16 protein-coding genes are annotated in these 16,455 nt (G+C 72.0%); 7 read left to right on the top strand and 9 right to left on the bottom strand.

Going from position 1 to position 16,455, the window contains the following annotated elements:
- A complete protein-coding gene (locus tag ACIOHC_RS18530; protein ID WP_351074050.1) occupies positions 1-318 on the top strand; it encodes a DUF6191 domain-containing protein in 318 nt (105 codons plus the stop codon).
- An 18-nt stretch (positions 319-336) separates the two neighbouring features.
- Here the strand turns inward: ACIOHC_RS18530 and ACIOHC_RS18525 are convergent, their stop codons facing one another.
- Genes ACIOHC_RS18525 through ACIOHC_RS18510 form a run of 4 tightly spaced genes read right to left on the bottom strand, consistent with a single transcriptional unit; the run spans position 337 to position 3,479 of the window.
- Positions 337-1,464 carry a bile acid:sodium symporter family protein gene (locus ACIOHC_RS18525; protein WP_401843217.1) on the bottom strand — a complete coding sequence of 376 codons (1,128 nt, stop codon included), beginning with the start codon at positions 1,462-1,464 and terminating at the stop codon, positions 337-339.
- Positions 1,465-1,504: 40 nt separating this feature from the next.
- Entirely contained in the window at positions 1,505-2,212 is a 708-nt protein-coding gene (locus ACIOHC_RS18520) for a phosphatase PAP2 family protein (RefSeq protein ID WP_401843216.1), read from the bottom strand.
- On the bottom strand, positions 2,209-2,811 hold the full coding sequence (locus ACIOHC_RS18515; protein WP_401843214.1) for a phosphatase PAP2 family protein: 603 nt from the start codon (positions 2,809-2,811) through the stop codon (positions 2,209-2,211). Before ACIOHC_RS18515 ends, ACIOHC_RS18520 begins: the two co-directional genes overlap by 4 nt.
- Positions 2,811-3,479, bottom strand: coding sequence for a DedA family protein (locus ACIOHC_RS18510; protein WP_365688999.1), 669 nt, complete (start codon positions 3,477-3,479; stop codon positions 2,811-2,813). The genes ACIOHC_RS18515 and ACIOHC_RS18510 overlap by 1 nt, the downstream gene beginning before the upstream one ends.
- 255 nt (positions 3,480-3,734) lie before the next feature.
- Here ACIOHC_RS18510 and ACIOHC_RS18505 point away from each other — a divergent pair, with 255 nt between their 5' ends.
- The 3 genes from ACIOHC_RS18505 (at position 3,735) to abc-f (ending at position 7,032) form a co-directional block, all read left to right on the top strand.
- Positions 3,735-4,067 carry a BlaI/MecI/CopY family transcriptional regulator gene (locus ACIOHC_RS18505; protein WP_351074072.1) on the top strand — a complete coding sequence of 111 codons (333 nt, stop codon included), beginning with the start codon at positions 3,735-3,737 and terminating at the stop codon, positions 4,065-4,067.
- Entirely contained in the window at positions 4,064-5,002 is a 939-nt protein-coding gene (locus tag ACIOHC_RS18500; RefSeq protein WP_389636746.1) for a M56 family metallopeptidase, read from the top strand. Before ACIOHC_RS18505 ends, ACIOHC_RS18500 begins: the two co-directional genes overlap by 4 nt.
- Before the next feature lie 389 nt (positions 5,003-5,391).
- Entirely contained in the window at positions 5,392-7,032 is a 1,641-nt protein-coding gene (gene abc-f, locus ACIOHC_RS18495; protein WP_365689003.1) for a ribosomal protection-like ABC-F family protein, read from the top strand.
- A gap of 82 nt (positions 7,033-7,114) precedes the next feature.
- On the opposite strand, the gene ACIOHC_RS18490 is transcribed toward abc-f, so the two are convergent.
- Entirely contained in the window at positions 7,115-7,636 is a 522-nt protein-coding gene (locus ACIOHC_RS18490) for an NUDIX domain-containing protein (protein WP_351074043.1), read from the bottom strand.
- A 294-nt stretch (positions 7,637-7,930) separates the two neighbouring features.
- On the opposite strand from ACIOHC_RS18490, the gene ACIOHC_RS18485 reads away from it, so the two are divergent.
- Positions 7,931-11,380 carry a phosphodiester glycosidase family protein gene (locus ACIOHC_RS18485; RefSeq protein ID WP_401843315.1) on the top strand — a complete coding sequence of 1,150 codons (3,450 nt, stop codon included), beginning with the start codon at positions 7,931-7,933 and terminating at the stop codon, positions 11,378-11,380.
- An 83-nt stretch (positions 11,381-11,463) separates the two neighbouring features.
- On the opposite strand, the gene ACIOHC_RS18480 is transcribed toward ACIOHC_RS18485, so the two are convergent.
- From ACIOHC_RS18480 to ACIOHC_RS18465, 4 genes are all read right to left on the bottom strand, one after another.
- A complete protein-coding gene (locus ACIOHC_RS18480; protein ID WP_365689005.1) occupies positions 11,464-11,874 on the bottom strand; it encodes a PTS fructose transporter subunit IIA in 411 nt (136 codons plus the stop codon).
- Positions 11,871-12,485 carry a dihydroxyacetone kinase subunit DhaL gene (dhaL, locus tag ACIOHC_RS18475; protein WP_351074041.1) on the bottom strand — a complete coding sequence of 205 codons (615 nt, stop codon included), beginning with the start codon at positions 12,483-12,485 and terminating at the stop codon, positions 11,871-11,873. Before dhaL ends, ACIOHC_RS18480 begins: the two co-directional genes overlap by 4 nt.
- A 20-nt stretch (positions 12,486-12,505) precedes the next feature.
- Positions 12,506-13,498, bottom strand: a complete 993-nt coding sequence (gene dhaK, locus ACIOHC_RS18470; RefSeq protein ID WP_351074040.1) for a dihydroxyacetone kinase subunit DhaK — start codon at positions 13,496-13,498, stop codon at positions 12,506-12,508.
- Between the two features lie 320 nt (positions 13,499-13,818).
- A complete protein-coding gene (locus ACIOHC_RS18465) occupies positions 13,819-14,100 on the bottom strand; it encodes a hypothetical protein (protein WP_351074039.1) in 282 nt (93 codons plus the stop codon).
- A gap of 376 nt (positions 14,101-14,476) precedes the next feature.
- Here ACIOHC_RS18465 and ACIOHC_RS18460 point away from each other — a divergent pair, with 376 nt between their 5' ends.
- Together ACIOHC_RS18460 and ACIOHC_RS18455 are read left to right on the top strand one after the other, a co-directional pair.
- Positions 14,477-15,376, top strand: coding sequence for a helix-turn-helix domain-containing GNAT family N-acetyltransferase (locus ACIOHC_RS18460; protein WP_351074038.1), 900 nt, complete (start codon positions 14,477-14,479; stop codon positions 15,374-15,376).
- Between the two features lie 325 nt (positions 15,377-15,701).
- On the top strand, positions 15,702-16,412 hold the full coding sequence (locus ACIOHC_RS18455; RefSeq protein WP_351074037.1) for an alpha/beta fold hydrolase: 711 nt from the start codon (positions 15,702-15,704) through the stop codon (positions 16,410-16,412).
- The last annotated feature ends 43 nt before the right edge of the window (positions 16,413-16,455 follow it).

The following is a 16,455-nucleotide window of genomic DNA, read 5'->3' as shown; positions in this document are numbered from 1 at the left end:
ATGGAATTCGTCGCGCTGATGACACTGCCCGGGCTGGTGATCGGCCTGACCGTCGTCGCCTTTCTCGACCAGCTGATGCTCCGAGCGGGGCGGGCCGGGCTGCTGCCGTGGCGCAACAGTGCCCGCCGGGGCCAGGTGTCGGCGACCGGGTTCGAGCAGTTGCACGCGAGCTTCTCACCCGGCAAGCAGAGCGAGCTCAAGGAACGCCGGAGCGCCCTGCTGCTGCGCGACGACGAGGAGGACGGCGCCCCGCCCCACCGCTCGACCGTCGACCTCGACGGCGGCCGCGCCGTCATCCGCCTGACCGGCCACTCCTGAGGGGCTACGGGACAGCCCTTAGGCTCTCCTGTTTGGACCGTGCCGGACTCGTGCGCCGCCACTGCGTGCCCTGCGGCGCAGCATCGAGTCCGCCAGGCCCGCCCCGCACTTCTGCAGCAGGCTGTACGCGAGAACCGGCAGAAGCACCTGGGGACTGCTGGGCAGATGGGTCGCCGCCAGCACCGCACCGGCGCTGCTGTTGTTCATTCCGCAGCTCAGCGTGATCGCCACGGTGTCCGCCCGATCCGCCCGTACCCCACGGGCCAGACACCAGCCGATCGCGAAGGAAGCCGCGCACAGTGCCCCCGCCACGACGACGGCCGCGACCAACAGCGCGGGCCGCGGGTGGAACAGGAAGCCGCCGAGAGCCCCGCAGGCGTTGCTGTACGTGAGCAGCACCGCGGCGACGACTCCGAGCAGTCCCGACCAGGGCAGATGCCGTTCGAGCACGGGGCGGGGCGTCAGCCGCTGGACGGCCAGACCGGCGACGCACGGCACGATCACACTGATCACGGCGAACGCCCCGCTGTCCGTCGCGGCCATCCGTGACAGATCGTGGGCGTAGTGGCCGCGTGTCACGGTCGAGGCCACCGAGAGCATCAGGGGGATGGTCAGCGGACTGAGCATCGTGGAAGCGAGCACGATCCCCACGACCAGTGAATGGTTGCCGCCCGCCCGACCGCCCCAGACCGTGGCACCGGCCGCGACCGGCATGGCTCCCACGAGCGCGAGCCCGGTGATCAGCCCGCTGCAGCCGTCCGCATCGGGCAGTCGCCCCAGGACCACGGCCAGACAGGGCAGCAGGACCAGTGGAATGAGCGTATTGGCGGCCGTTCCCACCAGGAGCGACAGTGGTCGGCGGGCGAGCCGGGGCAGCCCCCCGGCCGGCACCCGTAACGCCGCGGTGAACAGCAGATAACCCAGCAGGAGCGATGGCAGGGTGAGCTGCGTGCGCGTGCCGCCGGGGAGGGGCACGGCGGCGACCTGAAGCCGCCGCAGGGCCAGTCCGGCTCCCGGCAGCAGCGCGGCCGCCGCGTAGGCGGCGACCGTCACCCAGGTCAGCCGACGCTGGAGGAGCGAGAGCACACGCGGCACCATCGGCGGACGGACGGCACGGGTGGGACGCACGGGAGACACGAGGGGCATCGCACGGACCTCGATGTGGGTGGGACCTGAACGGGACCGGTCACCGCGAAAGCGGCAGCACCTTCCGTATCAGCGCCGTCCCGAGTCCCACCCAGACCGCGGCGAACAACCATCCGGCGAGCACGTCCGTCGCCCAGTGCACGCCGAGCAGGACCCGGCTCAGGCCGACGGCCGCGGCCCAGCAGACGACCAGGACGGCGACGGCGGCGCGAAGCGGACGAGGCACCCTCCGGCCGTGCGCCCGGACACCGATGGCGGTGAGCAGCAGACCGGCCATCAGCGCGGACGTCGTCGCGTGGCCGGAGGGGAAGGCGAAGCCCGAGGCGTGCGTGGCCCAGTCGCCCAGCGGGGGGCGGGGCCGGGCGATCAGCCTCATGAGGCCGTAACGGACGCCCTGCCCGAGCAGCAGGAAGGCCAGTGCCCCCACCACGTGTCCCAACCGTCGACGCGTGTCACCGCCCGCGATCAGCCCGGCCGTCACCGCCGCGGCGTACGGGAACACCCCGGTGCCGGTGGCCGTGACGGCCCGAGCGGTCGCCACGAGGCTTGACGGCCGGTGCCGCAACGACCAGTCGTGGGCGGTCCGGTCCAGGGCCGGCGGGGAGCCGTGCCGGGCGGCCAGGACGAGAGCAGTCAGCCCGATGAGTCCGAGCAGCCCCACCAGCGCGGCCCCCAGCGGAGCGCGGAGCGATAACGCGGCGGGCGTGGACGACCGGCCGCCCGCGAGCGTCGAAGCGTCTCCGTTCACCGGTTGGCCACCAGGGGGCGCAGCGGGCTCTCGCGCAGCCGCACCACGGCCGGGGCGCAGCGTCGTGCCGCGACCGTCAACGGCCAGGCGACCAGCGCGCCGGTGACCAGCCCGATCAGCACATCGTGCGGGTAGTGCACACCGATCCAGACCCGGGACGCCGCCATCAGCAGCGCGGCGGGCACCGCGATCGCCCCGAGACGGCGGTCGGTCAGCCAGATCGCCACCGCCGCGGCCGCCGCGATGGCGGCATGGTTGCTGGGGAAGGACCAGTCGCCGAGTGCGGGGCACGCCTCCACCGTCACGACATGGAGGGTCTGGCAGGGCCGCTGCTCATGGAAGAGCGACTTCACCACGTCGTTGACGAGATACGCGGCCACCACGACGAGCGGTGCACAGAGCGCCATGGCGGTGCGGGCGGGCCCCGCCGAGCGCGAGCGCCACCAGGACGCGAGCATCAGCAGGGCGAACAGAGCGAGCCCGTAGTCCGACCAGAGGCGGACGACCGAGTCCAGAGTGGCGGGGGAGCGCTGGGCCAGCTCGGTGATCCAGGTGTACAGACCGCCGTCGATCGAGGTGGCGGTGGAGGCGAGTGGCATCAGCTGTTCTCTCCTTCTGCGGAGCGCCGGCCGCGGGACCGCAGCAGTTCGGCGGCGAGCGGGATGAGGGAGACCACGACCACGACAGCGACGATCGGCAGCAGATAACGATCGACGTTGGGCACCGAGGAGCCCAGTGCGTACCCTGCGAGGACCAGCCCCACGGTCCACACCGCCCCGCCGACCACCTGCCACAGCGTGAACAGTCCAGCGGGGACGTTGAGCGCCCCGGCGAGCGGATTGAGCACCGTGCGTACGACGGGCACGAAGCGGGCCAGCACGATCGCCCGCGCGTGGCCGTATCTGCCGAGCAGTTCCTCGGCGCGGGCGGCGCCCTCGTGCAGCCGCTTGGCGCGGCTGCGGGCGAGAAGGGCCCGGCCACCGCGGCGGCCGATCCAGTAACCCGCCTGCGCACCGAGCAGCGCACCGGCGACGGCGGCGATCAGCACCTGCGGCAGCGACAGATGGACCGGACCGTGGGCGCCCGACACGCAGAGAAGGCCCGCCGTGAACAGCAGCGAATCGCCGGGCAGGAAGAAGCCGACGAGCAGTCCCGTCTCGGCGAAGAGCACGACGGCGATGCCGAGCGCACCGAACGCTCCGAGCAGTGAACCTGCGTCCAGCACGTTCACCGCTTGTGGCGCGGCCGCCAGTGAGAATACGGACACGGTGGAGGGTCTCCCATAATGGTGAGCGGGCGGCCCGACGGAACGCCCGGACTGACTACAGTGATGTAGACGGTCTACGTCACTGTAGACGCCCGAAGGGGGAGGAGAGTTCCCATGTCCCAGGTGAAGGGGATATCGAGCGGAGAACCCGCCTCCCGCCCGCACGGCGAAGCCGCCCCGGGGCCGTCACCGGATACGGCGCCCGGGAACGCGACGCCCCATCGCACCACATCGGAGCGGCGCCCGTCCGGCGAGCTGGAATCCACGATCCTGGCGGCCCTGTGGGCGGCCGAGACGCCGCTCACCCCCAGCCAGGTGCAGGGCGCGATCGGGGCGGCACTCGCCCGCACCACGGTCACGACGATTCTGTCGCGCCTCTACGAAAAGGGTACGGTCACCCGCACCCGGGCCGGCCGCGGATTCGCCTACACCCCGACCGAGGACGCCCCCGGGCTGACCGCCCGCCGGATGCACAGCGAGCTGCGGAAGGAGGAGGACCGCAGCACCGTGCTGGCGCGATTCGTGTCACAGCTCACCGACGAGGACGAGCAGTTGCTCCGGGATCTGCTCGACGGAGAAGCCCGATGATCTATGCCGTGTGGGTTCCGCTGGTGATGCCCTTCGTCGCGGTACCCGCCGCCCGTCGGCTGGCGGACGCCCTGTCGCCCGTACGCGCCGTACGGCTGCTCGCCTCGACGGGCGTCGGTCTCGCCCTGTGCAGCCTGCTCGCCCTGGCCCTGCTGGTGGTGCCCGGAGCCACGCGCTTCTCCGCCGTCTCCGCCCTCGGCGAACTCGTCAGACCGCTCTCCGACGCCGCTCCCGTCGTCGCCGTCCCCCTCGCGGCTGCGGCACTGGCGCTGCTCGCGGGCTGCGCCGCCGCGGTCGCCCGTGCCGCCCACCGCCACTGGGCGGAGCTGCACCGGGCCGCGCGGTCGCCCGGGTGCACAGAGGGCGAACTGGCCGTCCTGCGCGACAGCCGCCCCGACGCCTACGCCCTGCCCGGGCGTCCCGGCACTCCCGGCCGGATCGTCGTCACCACGGGTATGCTGCGCGCCCTGGACCCCGCCGAACGCGACGCCCTGCTGGCACACGAACGCGCCCACCTCACGGGGCGCCACCACCTCTTCATCGCCGCCGCCGAAATGGCCGCCCTCTGCCACCCCGCGCTGCGTTCGCTGCGCGCCCCCATGCGCTACGCCCTGGAGCGCTGCGCCGACGAGGCCGCCGCTTCGGCGGTCGGCGACCGACGGGTCGCCGCCCGAGCCATCGGCCGCGCCGCGCTTGCCGCCCGAGCCGCCGAGGGAGCCGCCCGGCCCCGCCCACGAGTGGCGCTCGCCGCGGCCGCCGGACCCGTGCCCCGTCGCGTCGCAGCGCTGCTCGGCCGGAGCGCCCCACGCCCTCGCGTGGGGCGGATGGCCGCTGCGGCGCTGCTGGCCTGCCTGGTCGTCTCCGGGGCCGCCACGCTCGACGCGACGAACGACCTGCACAGCAGCATCGAAGCGGCTCAGGGCGAGAATCCGTAGCACGCCCTTTCCGACTCCTTCGAGTCGGCTCCTCGCGCCCTACGCCATGGCCGGCCGTGACCCCGGACGACACGGTGCGGACGCGGACGGATTCGACACCTCCCGAGCCGACGAGGAACGCCTGCGCCCACCCGGTACGCCTCGTCCGAACCGGTCGAGGTGGTCCGAAATTCTCCCGGACCGCCCCGCGGTCGTGGCTACACTGACGCCCATGGGTTCGTACTACTTCTTTCGCTGATTCCGGGCAGGGACGCCGCCGCGCGATGTCGAGCATCGCCGGGTGACCGCGAGGGTCCCCCGTGCCGCGGTCCCTTCCGCCCGTCCGACAACCCCGCCCGGCGGCGCACCGTCGTGCGCCGCCGAGGCATGTCGCCTCAGGGAAAGCACCCATGACTTCTCAGCACGCCCGCGCCCAGCTGACCATGAAGGACGTCTCCAGGAGTTACGGGGACCGAACCGTCCTCGACCAGGTGTCGCTCACCGTCCGCCCCAAAGACAGAGTCGGAGTGATCGGCGAGAACGGCTCCGGAAAGTCCACGCTTCTCCGGCTGATGGCCGGAGCGGAGAGACCGGACAGCGGTGAGATCGCTGTCCGCTTCCCCGGCGGCACAGGTCACCTCTCCCAGACCCCGGCTCTCGCCCCCGGCCACACCGTCCAGGACGCCGTCGACACGGCCCTCGCCGAACTGCGCACGCTCGAACGGGAGATCCGCGCTGCCGAGGAGACGTTCTCCGGAGCCGCGGCCCCGGACGACCACCGACTCGCCGCGTACGGTGATCTGCTGACGGCGTACGAGGAACGCGATGGATACCGGGCCGACGCCCGCGTCGACGCGGCGCTCCACGGCCTCGGACTCGGCCATCTCACCCGTGCCCGGGTCCTCGGCACGCTGTCGGGAGGCGAACGGTCCAGACTCGCGCTCGCCTGCGTGCTGGCGGCCGACCCCGAACTCCTGCTGCTCGACGAGCCGACCAACCATCTCGACCTCCGCGCCACCACCTGGCTGGAGGAACGGCTGCACGCCCACCGCGGCACCGTCGTCGTCATCACCCACGACCGGACCTTCCTGGAGCGGACCACCGACGTCATCCTGGAGGTCGACCGTGACCTGCGCGGCGTCGTCCGGTACGGGGACGGCTGGGCCGACTACCGGACAGCGAAGGCCGCCGCCCGCCGCCGCTGGGCACAGGACCACCAGGAATGGCTGGACGAGGTGGCGCGTGCCGAAGAGCTCGTGAGCGCGACCGGACGAAGCCTCGCCGGAACGGGGAAGGACCCGGGGGAGGGCTGGGGCAAGCACCGTCGTTCGCACGAGGCCAAGCTGTCCGGGCGGGTCAGGGCAGCCAGAACCCGCCTGGAGGGGCTGCGCCGGGCGCCTGTGCCCGCCCCGCCCCGGCCCCTGCGTTTCCGCGCCGACATCGCCGTCGCCACCGACGGCGAGGCGGAACCCGGACCACTCGTCGCGCTCCGCTCCGTCGCCGTCGGAGACCGGCTGCGGCTGCCGGAATTGCGCGTGGACCCCGGGCAGCGCCTCCTGGTGACCGGCCCCAACGGCGCCGGAAAGTCCACCCTGTTGCGGGTCGTGGCCGGAGATCTCACCCCCGACGCGGGAACGGTGCTCCGTCGGGCCAGGGTCGGTTATCTCCCCCAGGAGCTCCCCGTACGGCCGACGCGCCGCTCATTGCTGGCGACCTTCGCCGCCGGGCGGCCGGGCCACCCGGACGAACACGCCGGGAGCCTCCTCGGCCTGGGCCTGTTCCGTCCCGAGGACCTGACGGTGCCGGTGGCCGCCCTCTCCATCGGCCAGCAACGACGCCTCGCACTGGCCCGCCTGGTCACCCGCCCCGCCGACCTGCTGGTGCTCGACGAGCCGACGAATCACCTCGCGCTCAGCCTCGTGGAGGAGGTCGAGACGGCGCTCGCCGAGTACCGGGGGGCCGTCGTCGTCGTCTCGCACGACCGCAGCTTCCGCAGCCGCTTCACCGGTGACCGGCTGGAACTGCGCGAGGGCCGCCCGGTCGTGCCGTGACGCCCGTCGGCCGCGGCCGGAAGAGCGTCGGCCTGCAGGACCCGTACGGGCGAGACCGGCCGCGCGACGGCGAACAGCCCGCTCAGGAGTCGTCCTGAGCGGGCGTCACCCGCCCGTCCTCCACGTGCTCCCGCAGCCGGTCGAGGAAGACCCGCTGCCCCGTGACCAGGCGCTCGGCCGCCTCCTGGGGCGCGTACCAGGCGAACCGGTCGACCTCGGGGAACTCCCGCAACGCACCGGACCCCCGCGGCCACTCCATGGTGAATGTTCCGGGAACGGCCGTGGCGGCATCGAGATCCGCCTCCAGCGCCCACACCGTCACGGTCTTGCCGCCGGACTGACGGGCCTCACCGAGCGCCACCCACTCACCTTCCGGCGCCGGACGGCCGAACTCCTCCTCGAACTCACGACGGGCCGCTTCCGCGGGCTCCTCGTCGGGGCCGTACTCACCTTTCGGGATCGACCAGGCCGCGCTCTCCCGGCCTGCCCAGAACGGTCCACCCATATGGGCGATGAGCACCTCGAACCCGGCCCGGTCGGCCCCCGACGGCCGGCGGAACAGGAGAAGACCCGCACTGCGCGTGGAGCGCTTCGGGGATGACATGTCCTCAAGTCTGCGTGCCGGTACCCAATGTCGCCGACGACGACACCCCTGTCCCGTTGATCATCTCTGTCATCGAGTCGACGCGTCCTGTTTCCCCCGAGGTCCCCGATGCCCTCTGGTGCGCCGCCGTGCGCGCGGACATGCTGTCCGCCGACAGCGCTTTCTGCCCGTGCACCGGGCCGCGCACCCATCGCGATTCCAGGAGGATCTGTGGTCCGAGGCACAGTCGACAGAACGACCCGATGGCGCTCCGGGGCCGGGGGAGGCCACAGGCCGGTCGCGCGACCTCTCGTACTGCTCGCTACGGTCTGCGCCCTGACGGGCGGCGCGATCTCGCCCGCCCTCGCCGATTCGAACCCCGACCCCCGTCCCCGTACCGCCGCCGAGGTCCTCAGACCGGTCGCCCCACCACCCGCGAGCAACCCGGCAGGGGACCCCGGAGCGGTCGTGGACGGCGACGGGATCGAGACCGCTCGCACGTCGCGCCCCATCGCCCCCGGTGTCCGTCTCAGCTCGTACGACCGGCTGGAATCCGACAAATGGCTACGGGTCGACTCCCTCTCCGTGGACCTCGCCGGCAGCGGGGTGCACGCCGACTACCTCTCCTCCGGCAAGGTCTCCGAACGGCACACGGTCTCCGAACTCGCCGCGGGACACGACGCGGGCCACGGCCGCCGCACCGTCGCCGCGATCAACGGCGACTTCTTCGACATCAACCAGACCGGCGCGCCGGAGGGGATCGGCATCAAGGACGGGGTCACCGTCCAGTCCCCGGCCCCCGGAGTCGACCGGGCCGTCGGTATCGGCCCCGGCAGCGCGGGCCGCATTCTGAACCTCTACTTCGAGGGGACCCTCACTCTCCCCTCCGGGCAGCGGCCGCTCGCCGCGTACAACGCCGCCAATGTGCCGGCCGGGGGAATCGGCGCCTACACCTCCGCCTGGGGCAGCGCCGACCGTGCCCTCACCGTGGACGGCGCGACCCCCGTCGCCGAGGCGGTCGTACGGGAGGGCAAGGTCGTCTCCGTCGCGCACGGCCCCGGATCGGGAGCAGTCCCCGACGGCACCACCGTCCTCGTCGGCCGTGAGGCCGCAGCCGCCGCCCTCGACGCCCTGAAGCCCGGCGATCCGGTGTCCCTGACCTACCGGGCACGCCCCGACGGCGGAGCCGTGCCCCGCACCGCGGTCGGCGGCCGCGAACTCCTCGTCGTCGACGGAGTCGCGCAGAATCACGACGGCGAGGGCAACAACACCGCCGCACCCCGCACCGCCGTCGGTTTCTCCAAGGACGGCCGGAACATGCAGATCCTCACCGTCGACGGGAGGCAGGCCGACAGCGGTGGCGTCACCCTCACCGAGCTCGGCCTGATGATGCGGCGCGCCGGGGCGTACAGCGCACTCAACCTGGACGGCGGCGGATCGTCGACCCTCGTCGCGCGCGAGCCCGGCAGCGACGCGCTCCGCGTGGAGAACAGCCCGTCCGACGGGAGCGAACGCACCGTCCCCAACGGTCTCGCCCTCACCGCTCCCGACGGCAGCGGCCTGCTCAAGGGGTTCTGGGTCCAGCCACGCACGCCGGCCGGCTCCGCGCCGGGCGTCGATCCCGTCAAGGGCGGCCACCCCGACCGTGTCTTCCCCGGGCTCACCCGGCGCCTCACCGCGACCGGATACGACGAGACGTACGGCCCCGCCCAGGGCACCCCGCGCTGGCGTACGGTGCGCAGCGCCGTCGGCGCGGTCGACGGCAACGGGCTCTTCACCGCGCGCCGCGGCGGCACCACCGACATACGAGCCGAAAAGGGAGCGGCGAGCGGCACCACCACCTTGACGGTCCTCGACCGGCTCGCCCGGATCGAGCCGACCACCCGACGGGTGGGTCTCGCCGACGCCGACGCGACCGGCACCTTCGGCATCGTCGGCCTCGACGCCCACGGCACCAGCGCCCCCGTCGAGCCGCGCGACATCGCCCTCGACTACGACCACGCGCTCTTCGACATCCGCGACGACGGCCGGGGCTCCTTCAGCGTCACCTCACGCGCCGGCGCCGGCGCCGGACAGATCAGGGCGACCGTCGCCGGCACCACGACCGTCCTCGCCGTCAGCGTCGGCCTCACCGAGCAGGCCGTCTCCTCCTTCGACGACGCGGACTCCTGGAAGTTCAGCCAGGCACGGGCGAGCGGATCCCTTTCCGGCACGCCCGACGGACACACCGGCACCGGCCTGAGACTCACCTACGACTTCACCCGGTCCACCGCCACCCGCGCCGCCTACGCGGCCCCGCCCCAGCCCGTCCCCGTGCCCGGCCGGCCCCAGTCGTTCAAGCTGTGGATCAAGGGCGATGGGAAGGGCGCCTGGCCGACCCTCCACCTCAAGGACGCCGCGGATTCCGACCAGTTGCTGCGCGGACCGTACGTCACGTGGACCGGCTGGCGACAGATCACCTTCGCGGTCCCTCCCGGAGCCGCCATGCCGCTCTCCGTGTCCCGTTTCTACCTCGCGGAGACCGCGGCAGCCCAGCAGTACACCGGCGAAATCGTCATCGACGAGCTCACCGCCCAGGTGCCGCCGACCGTCGACCTTCCCGAACAGGCGGCACCGGCGGACCCGTTGATCGATCCGGCCGCCGTGACCGAGCGCCGGGACTGGCGGTTCGCCGTGATGTCCGACGCCCAGTTCGTCGCCCGCGACCCGGACAGTGCGATCGTCATCCAGGCACGGCGCACCCTGCGCGAGATCAAGGCCGCCCGACCGGACTTCCTGGTGATCAACGGTGACCTCGTCGACGAGGGATCGCCCGCGGACCTGGCCTTCGCGCACCGGATCCTCACCGAGGAACTCGGCGACTCGCTTCCCTGGTACTACGTACCGGGCAACCATGAGGTGATGGGCGGCAGCATCGGCGATTTCGTCACCGAATTCGGACCTGCCCAGCGGACGTTCGACCACAAGGGCACCAGATTCGTCACTCTCGACACATCAGGCCTCGGCCTGCGTGCCGGGGGCTTCGCCCAGATCAAGCAGCTGCGAGCCCAGCTGGACGCGGCGGCGAAGGACCGGACCGTCGACTCGGTCATGCTCATCGAGCACGTGCCGCCGCGAGACCCGACCGTGCAGAAGGGCAGCCAGCTCGGGGACCGGAAGGAAGCGGCCCTGGTCGAACAGTGGCTCGCCGACTTCCGCCGTGCGACGGGCAAGGGGGCCGCCTTCATCGGCGGCCACGTCGGGGTCTTCCACGCCTCGCACGTCGACGGAGTGCCGTACCTGATCAACGGCAATTCGGGGAAGGCACCGGCCGGGCCGGCAGGCGAGGGCGGCTTCACCGGCTGGTCGCTGGTCGGCGCCGACCGCATCGGCTCCGGTGAACAGGCCACCGCCCGGCAGCGGCCGTGGGAGGGAGGTCCCGACTGGGTCTCCGTGCAGACCCGCGCGCATGTCGACGCGCTGGAGATCGGGGCGCCGCCGGTGCTCGGCACCGGAAGCCGGACAGAGGTCACGGCGACCGTCATCCAGGGCGGCCGCCGTGTCCCGGTCGGCTTCCCGCTGGCCGCCGACTGGACCGGATCCCCGAACGTCCACATCGGTGACCGCGACGGTGCCCGCCAACGCCACACAGCGGTCCTCGACCCGTCCACCGGCACCCTCACCGGGCTCCGGCCGGGCACCATCACGCTCGCCGTCACGGTCAACGGCGCGACGCAGAAGGTGCAGGTCAGGATCGGGGCGGCCGGGTCCGCACCGGCGGCCTGACGGCCCGCGAACCTGCCCGGAGCCGCCCCGCACCCCTGAAAACCGGGTGCGGGGCGGTCTCACGGACCGGGGATTTCCGGCTGCTACTCCTTGCGATATCCGTATGCCTCGGACGCCGCGGCCTCCACCTCCGCGATGTCGCCGCCCGCCGACGCGGTGACCACGGCGGCCACGGCGCCCTCCAGGAACGGCGCGTCCACCAGTCGCGAACCGGCCGGCAGTTCGTCGCCGTCGGCCAGCATCGTCTTGACCGTGAGTACCGCGCTGCCCAGATCCACCAGTAACGCGACCCCCGCACCGCCGTCCACCGACCTGGCGGCCTCGGCGATCAGTTCCTCACTGGTCCCGAGACCACCCGCGGGCGTGCCGCCCGCGGCGGCGACCGGCGCCGTCGCACCGCCGGCGGCAAGGCCCCTGGCCAGCTCGGCGACGGACTCGGCCACCGGGCCGCTGTGCGAGACCAGCACGATCCCGACCTGCTTCCCGCCGCTCATGCGTCACCCCCGTCGGTAGCGCCGGTCTCGGCCAATGCGGCGATCAGCAGCGCGGAGGACGTCGCCCCCGGATCCTGATGCCCGATGCTGCGCTCACCCAGATAGCTCGCCCTGCCCTTGCGGGCCTGCAGCGGCACCGTCGCCAGTGCTCCCGCCTCGGCCGCCTCCCGGGCTGCCCCGAACGAGGTGTCGAGTGCCTCGGCGGCCGGCAGCAGCGCGTCGAGCATCGTCTTGTCCCCGGCCTGCGCCCCGCCCAGCTGCGCCACGGCCGCGACGCCCACCCCGAGCGCCTCCGCCAATTGCTGCGGAGTCACGGTGGGCGCGTCGCCCAGCGCCTTTCCGGTACGTCGCAGCAGCGTCCCGTACAACGGCCCCGAGGCCCCACCGACCGTCGAGATCAACTGACGCCCGGCGAGCATCAGCACAGCACCCGGGGTAGGCGGCTGTTCCTTTTTCAGGAGCGTGGTCACCGCGGCGAATCCGCGCTGCATGTTGCTGCCGTGGTCGGCGTCCCCGATCGCCGAGTCGAGCTCGGTGAGGTGGTCCGCCTCGCGGTCCACTGCGGTCGCGGCCGCGGTCATCCAACGGTGGAAGAAGTCGGCGTCGAGCACATGATCTCCTTGTCGGCGGGTCAACGGCCCCAGCGCAGCGCCGGAGTCTCCACCGGCGCGTCCCAGAGGCGCAGCAGCTCCTCGTCGACCTGGCAGAGCGTCACCGAACAGCCCGCCATGTCGAGCGAGGTCACATAGTTCCCCACGAGCGTACGAGCCGCCACCACACCCCGCTCGGACAGCACCCGCTGCACCTCGGCATTGAACCCGTACAGCTCCAGCAATGGCGTCGCACCCATCCCGTTGACCAGCACGATCACCGGTGCGTTCGGCTGCAGGTCTTCCAGTACCGCGTCCACCACGAAGTCCGCGATCTCCCGCGACGTCATCATCGGACGCCGCTCCCGCCCCGGCTCGCCGTGAATGCCGATCCCGAGCTCCAGCTCGCCCGGCGGCAGATCGAACGTGGGGGACCCCTTGGCGGGCGTGGTGACGGCGCTGAGCGCCACCCCGAAACTTCGCGACGCCTTGTTCACCCGCCGGGCAATGGCCTCCACCCGTTCCAGTGGCGCACCCTCGTCGGCCGCCGCCCCGGCGATCTTCTCGACGAACAGCGTCGCGCCCGTGCCACGCCGCCCGGCCGTGAACAGGCTGTCGGTCACCGCCACGTCGTCGTCGACGAGCACCTGGGCGACCCGCACCCCCTCGTCCTCGGCGAGCTCGGCGGCCATCTCGAAGTTCAGCACGTCACCGGTGTAGTTCTTGACCACGAAGAGCACCCCCGCCCCGCCGTCGACCGCGGCGGCGGCCCGAACCATCTGATCCGGTACGGGCGAGGTGAACACCTCTCCCGGACAGGCCGCCGACAGCATTCCCGGCCCGACGAACCCGGCGTGCAACGGCTCGTGCCCGGATCCGCCCCCGGAGACGAGTGCCACCTTCCCCGCCACGGGCGCGTCTCGCCGTACGACGACACGATTCTCGACATCCACGGTGAGCTCGGGATGAGCGGCGGCCATACCGCGCAGCGCGTCCGCGACAACGGTTTCGGGGACGTTGATGAGCATCCTCATGGGTACCTCCTGGGGAGCTTGGCAGGTGGGCCTATGATCTGTGTTTTCGCTGGCCAGAGCCGGTGCATGCAGTTGTTGATCTCGCGGTCGATGGCGGTTGGAAGCGGCTTCCGGCGGTAGTGATGCTGACTTGATACTGACTTCGGTGACGTTTTGTCAGCTATCTGTGGCGGATCGGATGCGTGTCGGCAAGAACGCCGCTGTCGGCAGTATCGACCTTGTGGCAGCGAAGGTCACGTGGTCGTCGCCCGGTGCGTGCTGACGGTGCGTCATCCGACGATCGTGGAGCAGGATCGTTGCTGGAAGGCCCCTGTGTCGGATCATCGATGATTGTCGGCCACCCTGCAGATGCCTCTTCGTCCGCGAGGGGTGCGTGACCTGCCGCCGCCCGTCTGCCGTGACCGGCACGGTCGGCGGGGCGGGGCACCGATGTCACTCTGCAGAGCCAGGGCCAGGGGAGTGAGGTAGGGCTTGCCGTCGTCCCCGGTGAGCTGCTGGGCGCCGACTGCGGGGTGGTCCAGGACCGCGTCCGCGATCGACCAGGAGCCGATGCGCCGACAGATGGCCTTCACCCCGGTGGCGGAGCATCTCGCCGTCGTCATGCCGGTCCATGTGGTGCGTCCGCACCTCGCGGGCGAGCCGCATGGGGTGTCGGTATGGCCGGCCGGCCTCGGAGATCCCGTGGTCGCCACGGCGCCGGCCTCCCTGCACAACCAGCCGGCACGCGCTTGGACCGAGGCCGAATCGGCTCGCGCTGTCGTGGTGTCCTGATCCGCTCCGGCGGCTCGCTTCAAGGCCACGGTCGGGCAGGGGTCACTGGAATACCTCACGGGACCACGCGTGGGAGTTGCCTGGGCTCCAACGGCCTCGGCCGGCAGACCGAAACCACCGACCCCACCGGGCGCAGGAGCGCCACGGAGTGCGGATCGCCCGGCAACTTCCTGGGCCGGACCGGCATTCTCTGACTAGAGTCAGAGAATGGACTCGGTGCAGATCGATCGGGTACGGCGGTTCAACCGCACCGTCACCGAACGCGTGGGTGTGCTCCACGACCACTACTTGGGCCGCGACCGGCCCATCGGCGAGGCCCGGCTTCTCTGGGAGATCGGCGAACAGGGCCAGGATGTACGGCGGCTGCGCGAACGCCTCGGGCTCGACTCCGGATACGTCAGCCGCCTGCTTCGGTCCCTGGAGGCCGATGGCCTGGTGACGGTGGAGCCGCAGCTTCGGGACAGACGGGTGCGTACCGTTCGGCTCACCGACGCGGGTCGCGCAGAGTGCGCCGTGCTCGACGGCCGCAGCGACGAGCTGGCAGTCTCTCTTCTCGAACCGCTCAACGCCGCCCAACGCGCCCGGCTGGTCGCTGCCATGGCCGAGGTCGACCGGCTGCTGACTGCCGCGACGGTCACGCTGGATGTCGTCGACCCGGACCATCCCGAGGCCGAGCATTGCATGCGTTCCTACTTCACCGAACTGCGGGAGCGCTTCGAGGCTGGCTTCGACCCCGCGCGGAGCCTGCTGCCCGACGCCGGTGAACTCCGCCCGCCGCACGGCCTGTTCCTGATCGCCCGGCTGCACGGCGAGCCAGTCGGCTGTGCCGGTCTGAAGCTGCCGCCCGGCGCCCCGGCCGAGATCAAACGAATGTGGGTCGCCCCGCACGCTCGGAGGCTGGGCCTCGGCCGCCGGTTCCTGGCCGAACTGGAAGCGCGGGCCGCCGAGGACGGCCGGGTCGTACTGCGTCTGGACACCAACAAGGCGCTCGACGCCGCGATCGGCCTGTATCACTCCTGCGGCTTCCAGGAGGTCCCCGCCTTCAACGCCGAGCCGTACGCCCACCATTGGTTCGAGAAGCGGATCGTCGCACCGCCGGCGGGATGACGGTGGGCAGCCGCGTGTGAGCCCTACCTGCAGCCCGGTCCGCCATGCCAGACCTGCGCCCGAGCGCCGATCGCTGAGCGACGCCGCGGCGCAGTCGGCCGGTACCGGGTCGCCGCGGCGCAGCAGGCTCATGCGTTCCGGGGCGATCGACGACGTGAGTGTGCGCCGTTCGGCGATCCCACCGGTCGCCGGTCACCGGTCGTCGGTCGTCGGCTCGATGGCGCCACCTGACCTCGCACCCGGGCGCGCTGCGGCCGAGTCTCCGCGATTCGGCCGCTGGTGAACGCCGATCCTCTGGCAGAACTGTCCCGTATAGCCTCCGGGCATGGTTGATCGCCGCTCGGTCGACGTGGGAGGAATCCGACTGGCCTACGAGGTATCGGGCCGGTCGGATGCTCCGTCGCTCCTTCTGCTGCACGCGTTGGGAGAGGATGCCACCGACTGGGAGGCGGCGGTGATACCCGGCCTCGCCCGTAGTCGACGGGTGTATGCCCTCGACCTTCGCGGTCACGGCCGGAGCGACTGGCCGGGGGACTACTCGCTCGAACTGATGCAGGCCGATGTGCTCGGGTTCCTGGACGTGCTGGGACTGGACACGGTGGACCTGATCGGGCACTCCATGGGCGGCGTCGTGGCCTATCTGCTCGCGGCGGATCATCCGCAGCGGGTGAGCAGGCTCGTCCTGGAGGACGTTCCGGCCCCGCGCCCCCGGGAGCGGACCACCCCGATCAGGCCGGACGGCGATCTGTCCTTCGACTGGGAGATGGTCTCGGCCGTCAGGAAGCAGATCGACGTGCCCGACCCCGGGTGGCTGCATCGGCTCAGCGGGATCACGGCCGAGACTCTCGTGGTGGCCGGGGGACCACGCAGTCATGTGCCCCAGGACGGCATCGCCGAACTGGCTCGTCGCATCCCGGGCGGGCGGGTGGTCACGATCCCGGTCGGACACCTGATCCACCGCGCGGCGCCGGAGGCGTTCATGAAGGCGGTTTCGGAGTTCCTGCTGGTGGCGCAGGACATCCGTCCTGACCGCTGACCGGTCGGCCCCGCCTGTGAGAAGCCGAGCCGACTCCTCCGGC

It is taken from the genome of Streptomyces sp. NPDC088252 (assembly GCF_044740965.1).
GTDB lineage: Bacteria > Actinomycetota > Actinomycetes > Streptomycetales > Streptomycetaceae > Streptomyces.
Note: the sequence above shows the minus strand (reverse complement) of the source record. Positions and strands in the feature narration are given on the sequence as shown.

What these genes read in the sequence shown, in the direction of transcription:
- ACIOHC_RS18530 (WP_351074050.1), top strand. Translation starts at nt 1, where the DNA reads ATGGAATTCGTCGCGCTGATGACACTGCCCGGGCTGGTGATCGGCCTG.
- ACIOHC_RS18525 (WP_401843217.1), bottom strand. Translation starts at nt 1,464, where the DNA reads ATGCCCCTCGTGTCTCCCGTGCGTCCCACCCGTGCCGTCCGTCCGCCG.
- ACIOHC_RS18515 (WP_401843214.1), bottom strand. Translation starts at nt 2,811, where the DNA reads ATGCCACTCGCCTCCACCGCCACCTCGATCGACGGCGGTCTGTACACC.
- ACIOHC_RS18500 (WP_389636746.1), top strand. Translation starts at nt 4,064, where the DNA reads ATGATCTATGCCGTGTGGGTTCCGCTGGTGATGCCCTTCGTCGCGGTA.
- abc-f (WP_365689003.1), top strand. Translation starts at nt 5,392, where the DNA reads ATGACTTCTCAGCACGCCCGCGCCCAGCTGACCATGAAGGACGTCTCC.
- ACIOHC_RS18490 (WP_351074043.1), bottom strand. Translation starts at nt 7,636, where the DNA reads ATGTCATCCCCGAAGCGCTCCACGCGCAGTGCGGGTCTTCTCCTGTTC.
- ACIOHC_RS18480 (WP_365689005.1), bottom strand. Translation starts at nt 11,874, where the DNA reads ATGAGCGGCGGGAAGCAGGTCGGGATCGTGCTGGTCTCGCACAGCGGC.
- dhaK (WP_351074040.1), bottom strand. Translation starts at nt 13,498, where the DNA reads ATGAGGATGCTCATCAACGTCCCCGAAACCGTTGTCGCGGACGCGCTG.
- ACIOHC_RS18465 (WP_351074039.1), bottom strand. Translation starts at nt 14,100, where the DNA reads ATGACGACGGCGAGATGCTCCGCCACCGGGGTGAAGGCCATCTGTCGG.
- ACIOHC_RS18460 (WP_351074038.1), top strand. Translation starts at nt 14,477, where the DNA reads ATGGACTCGGTGCAGATCGATCGGGTACGGCGGTTCAACCGCACCGTC.
- ACIOHC_RS18455 (WP_351074037.1), top strand. Translation starts at nt 15,702, where the DNA reads ATGGTTGATCGCCGCTCGGTCGACGTGGGAGGAATCCGACTGGCCTAC.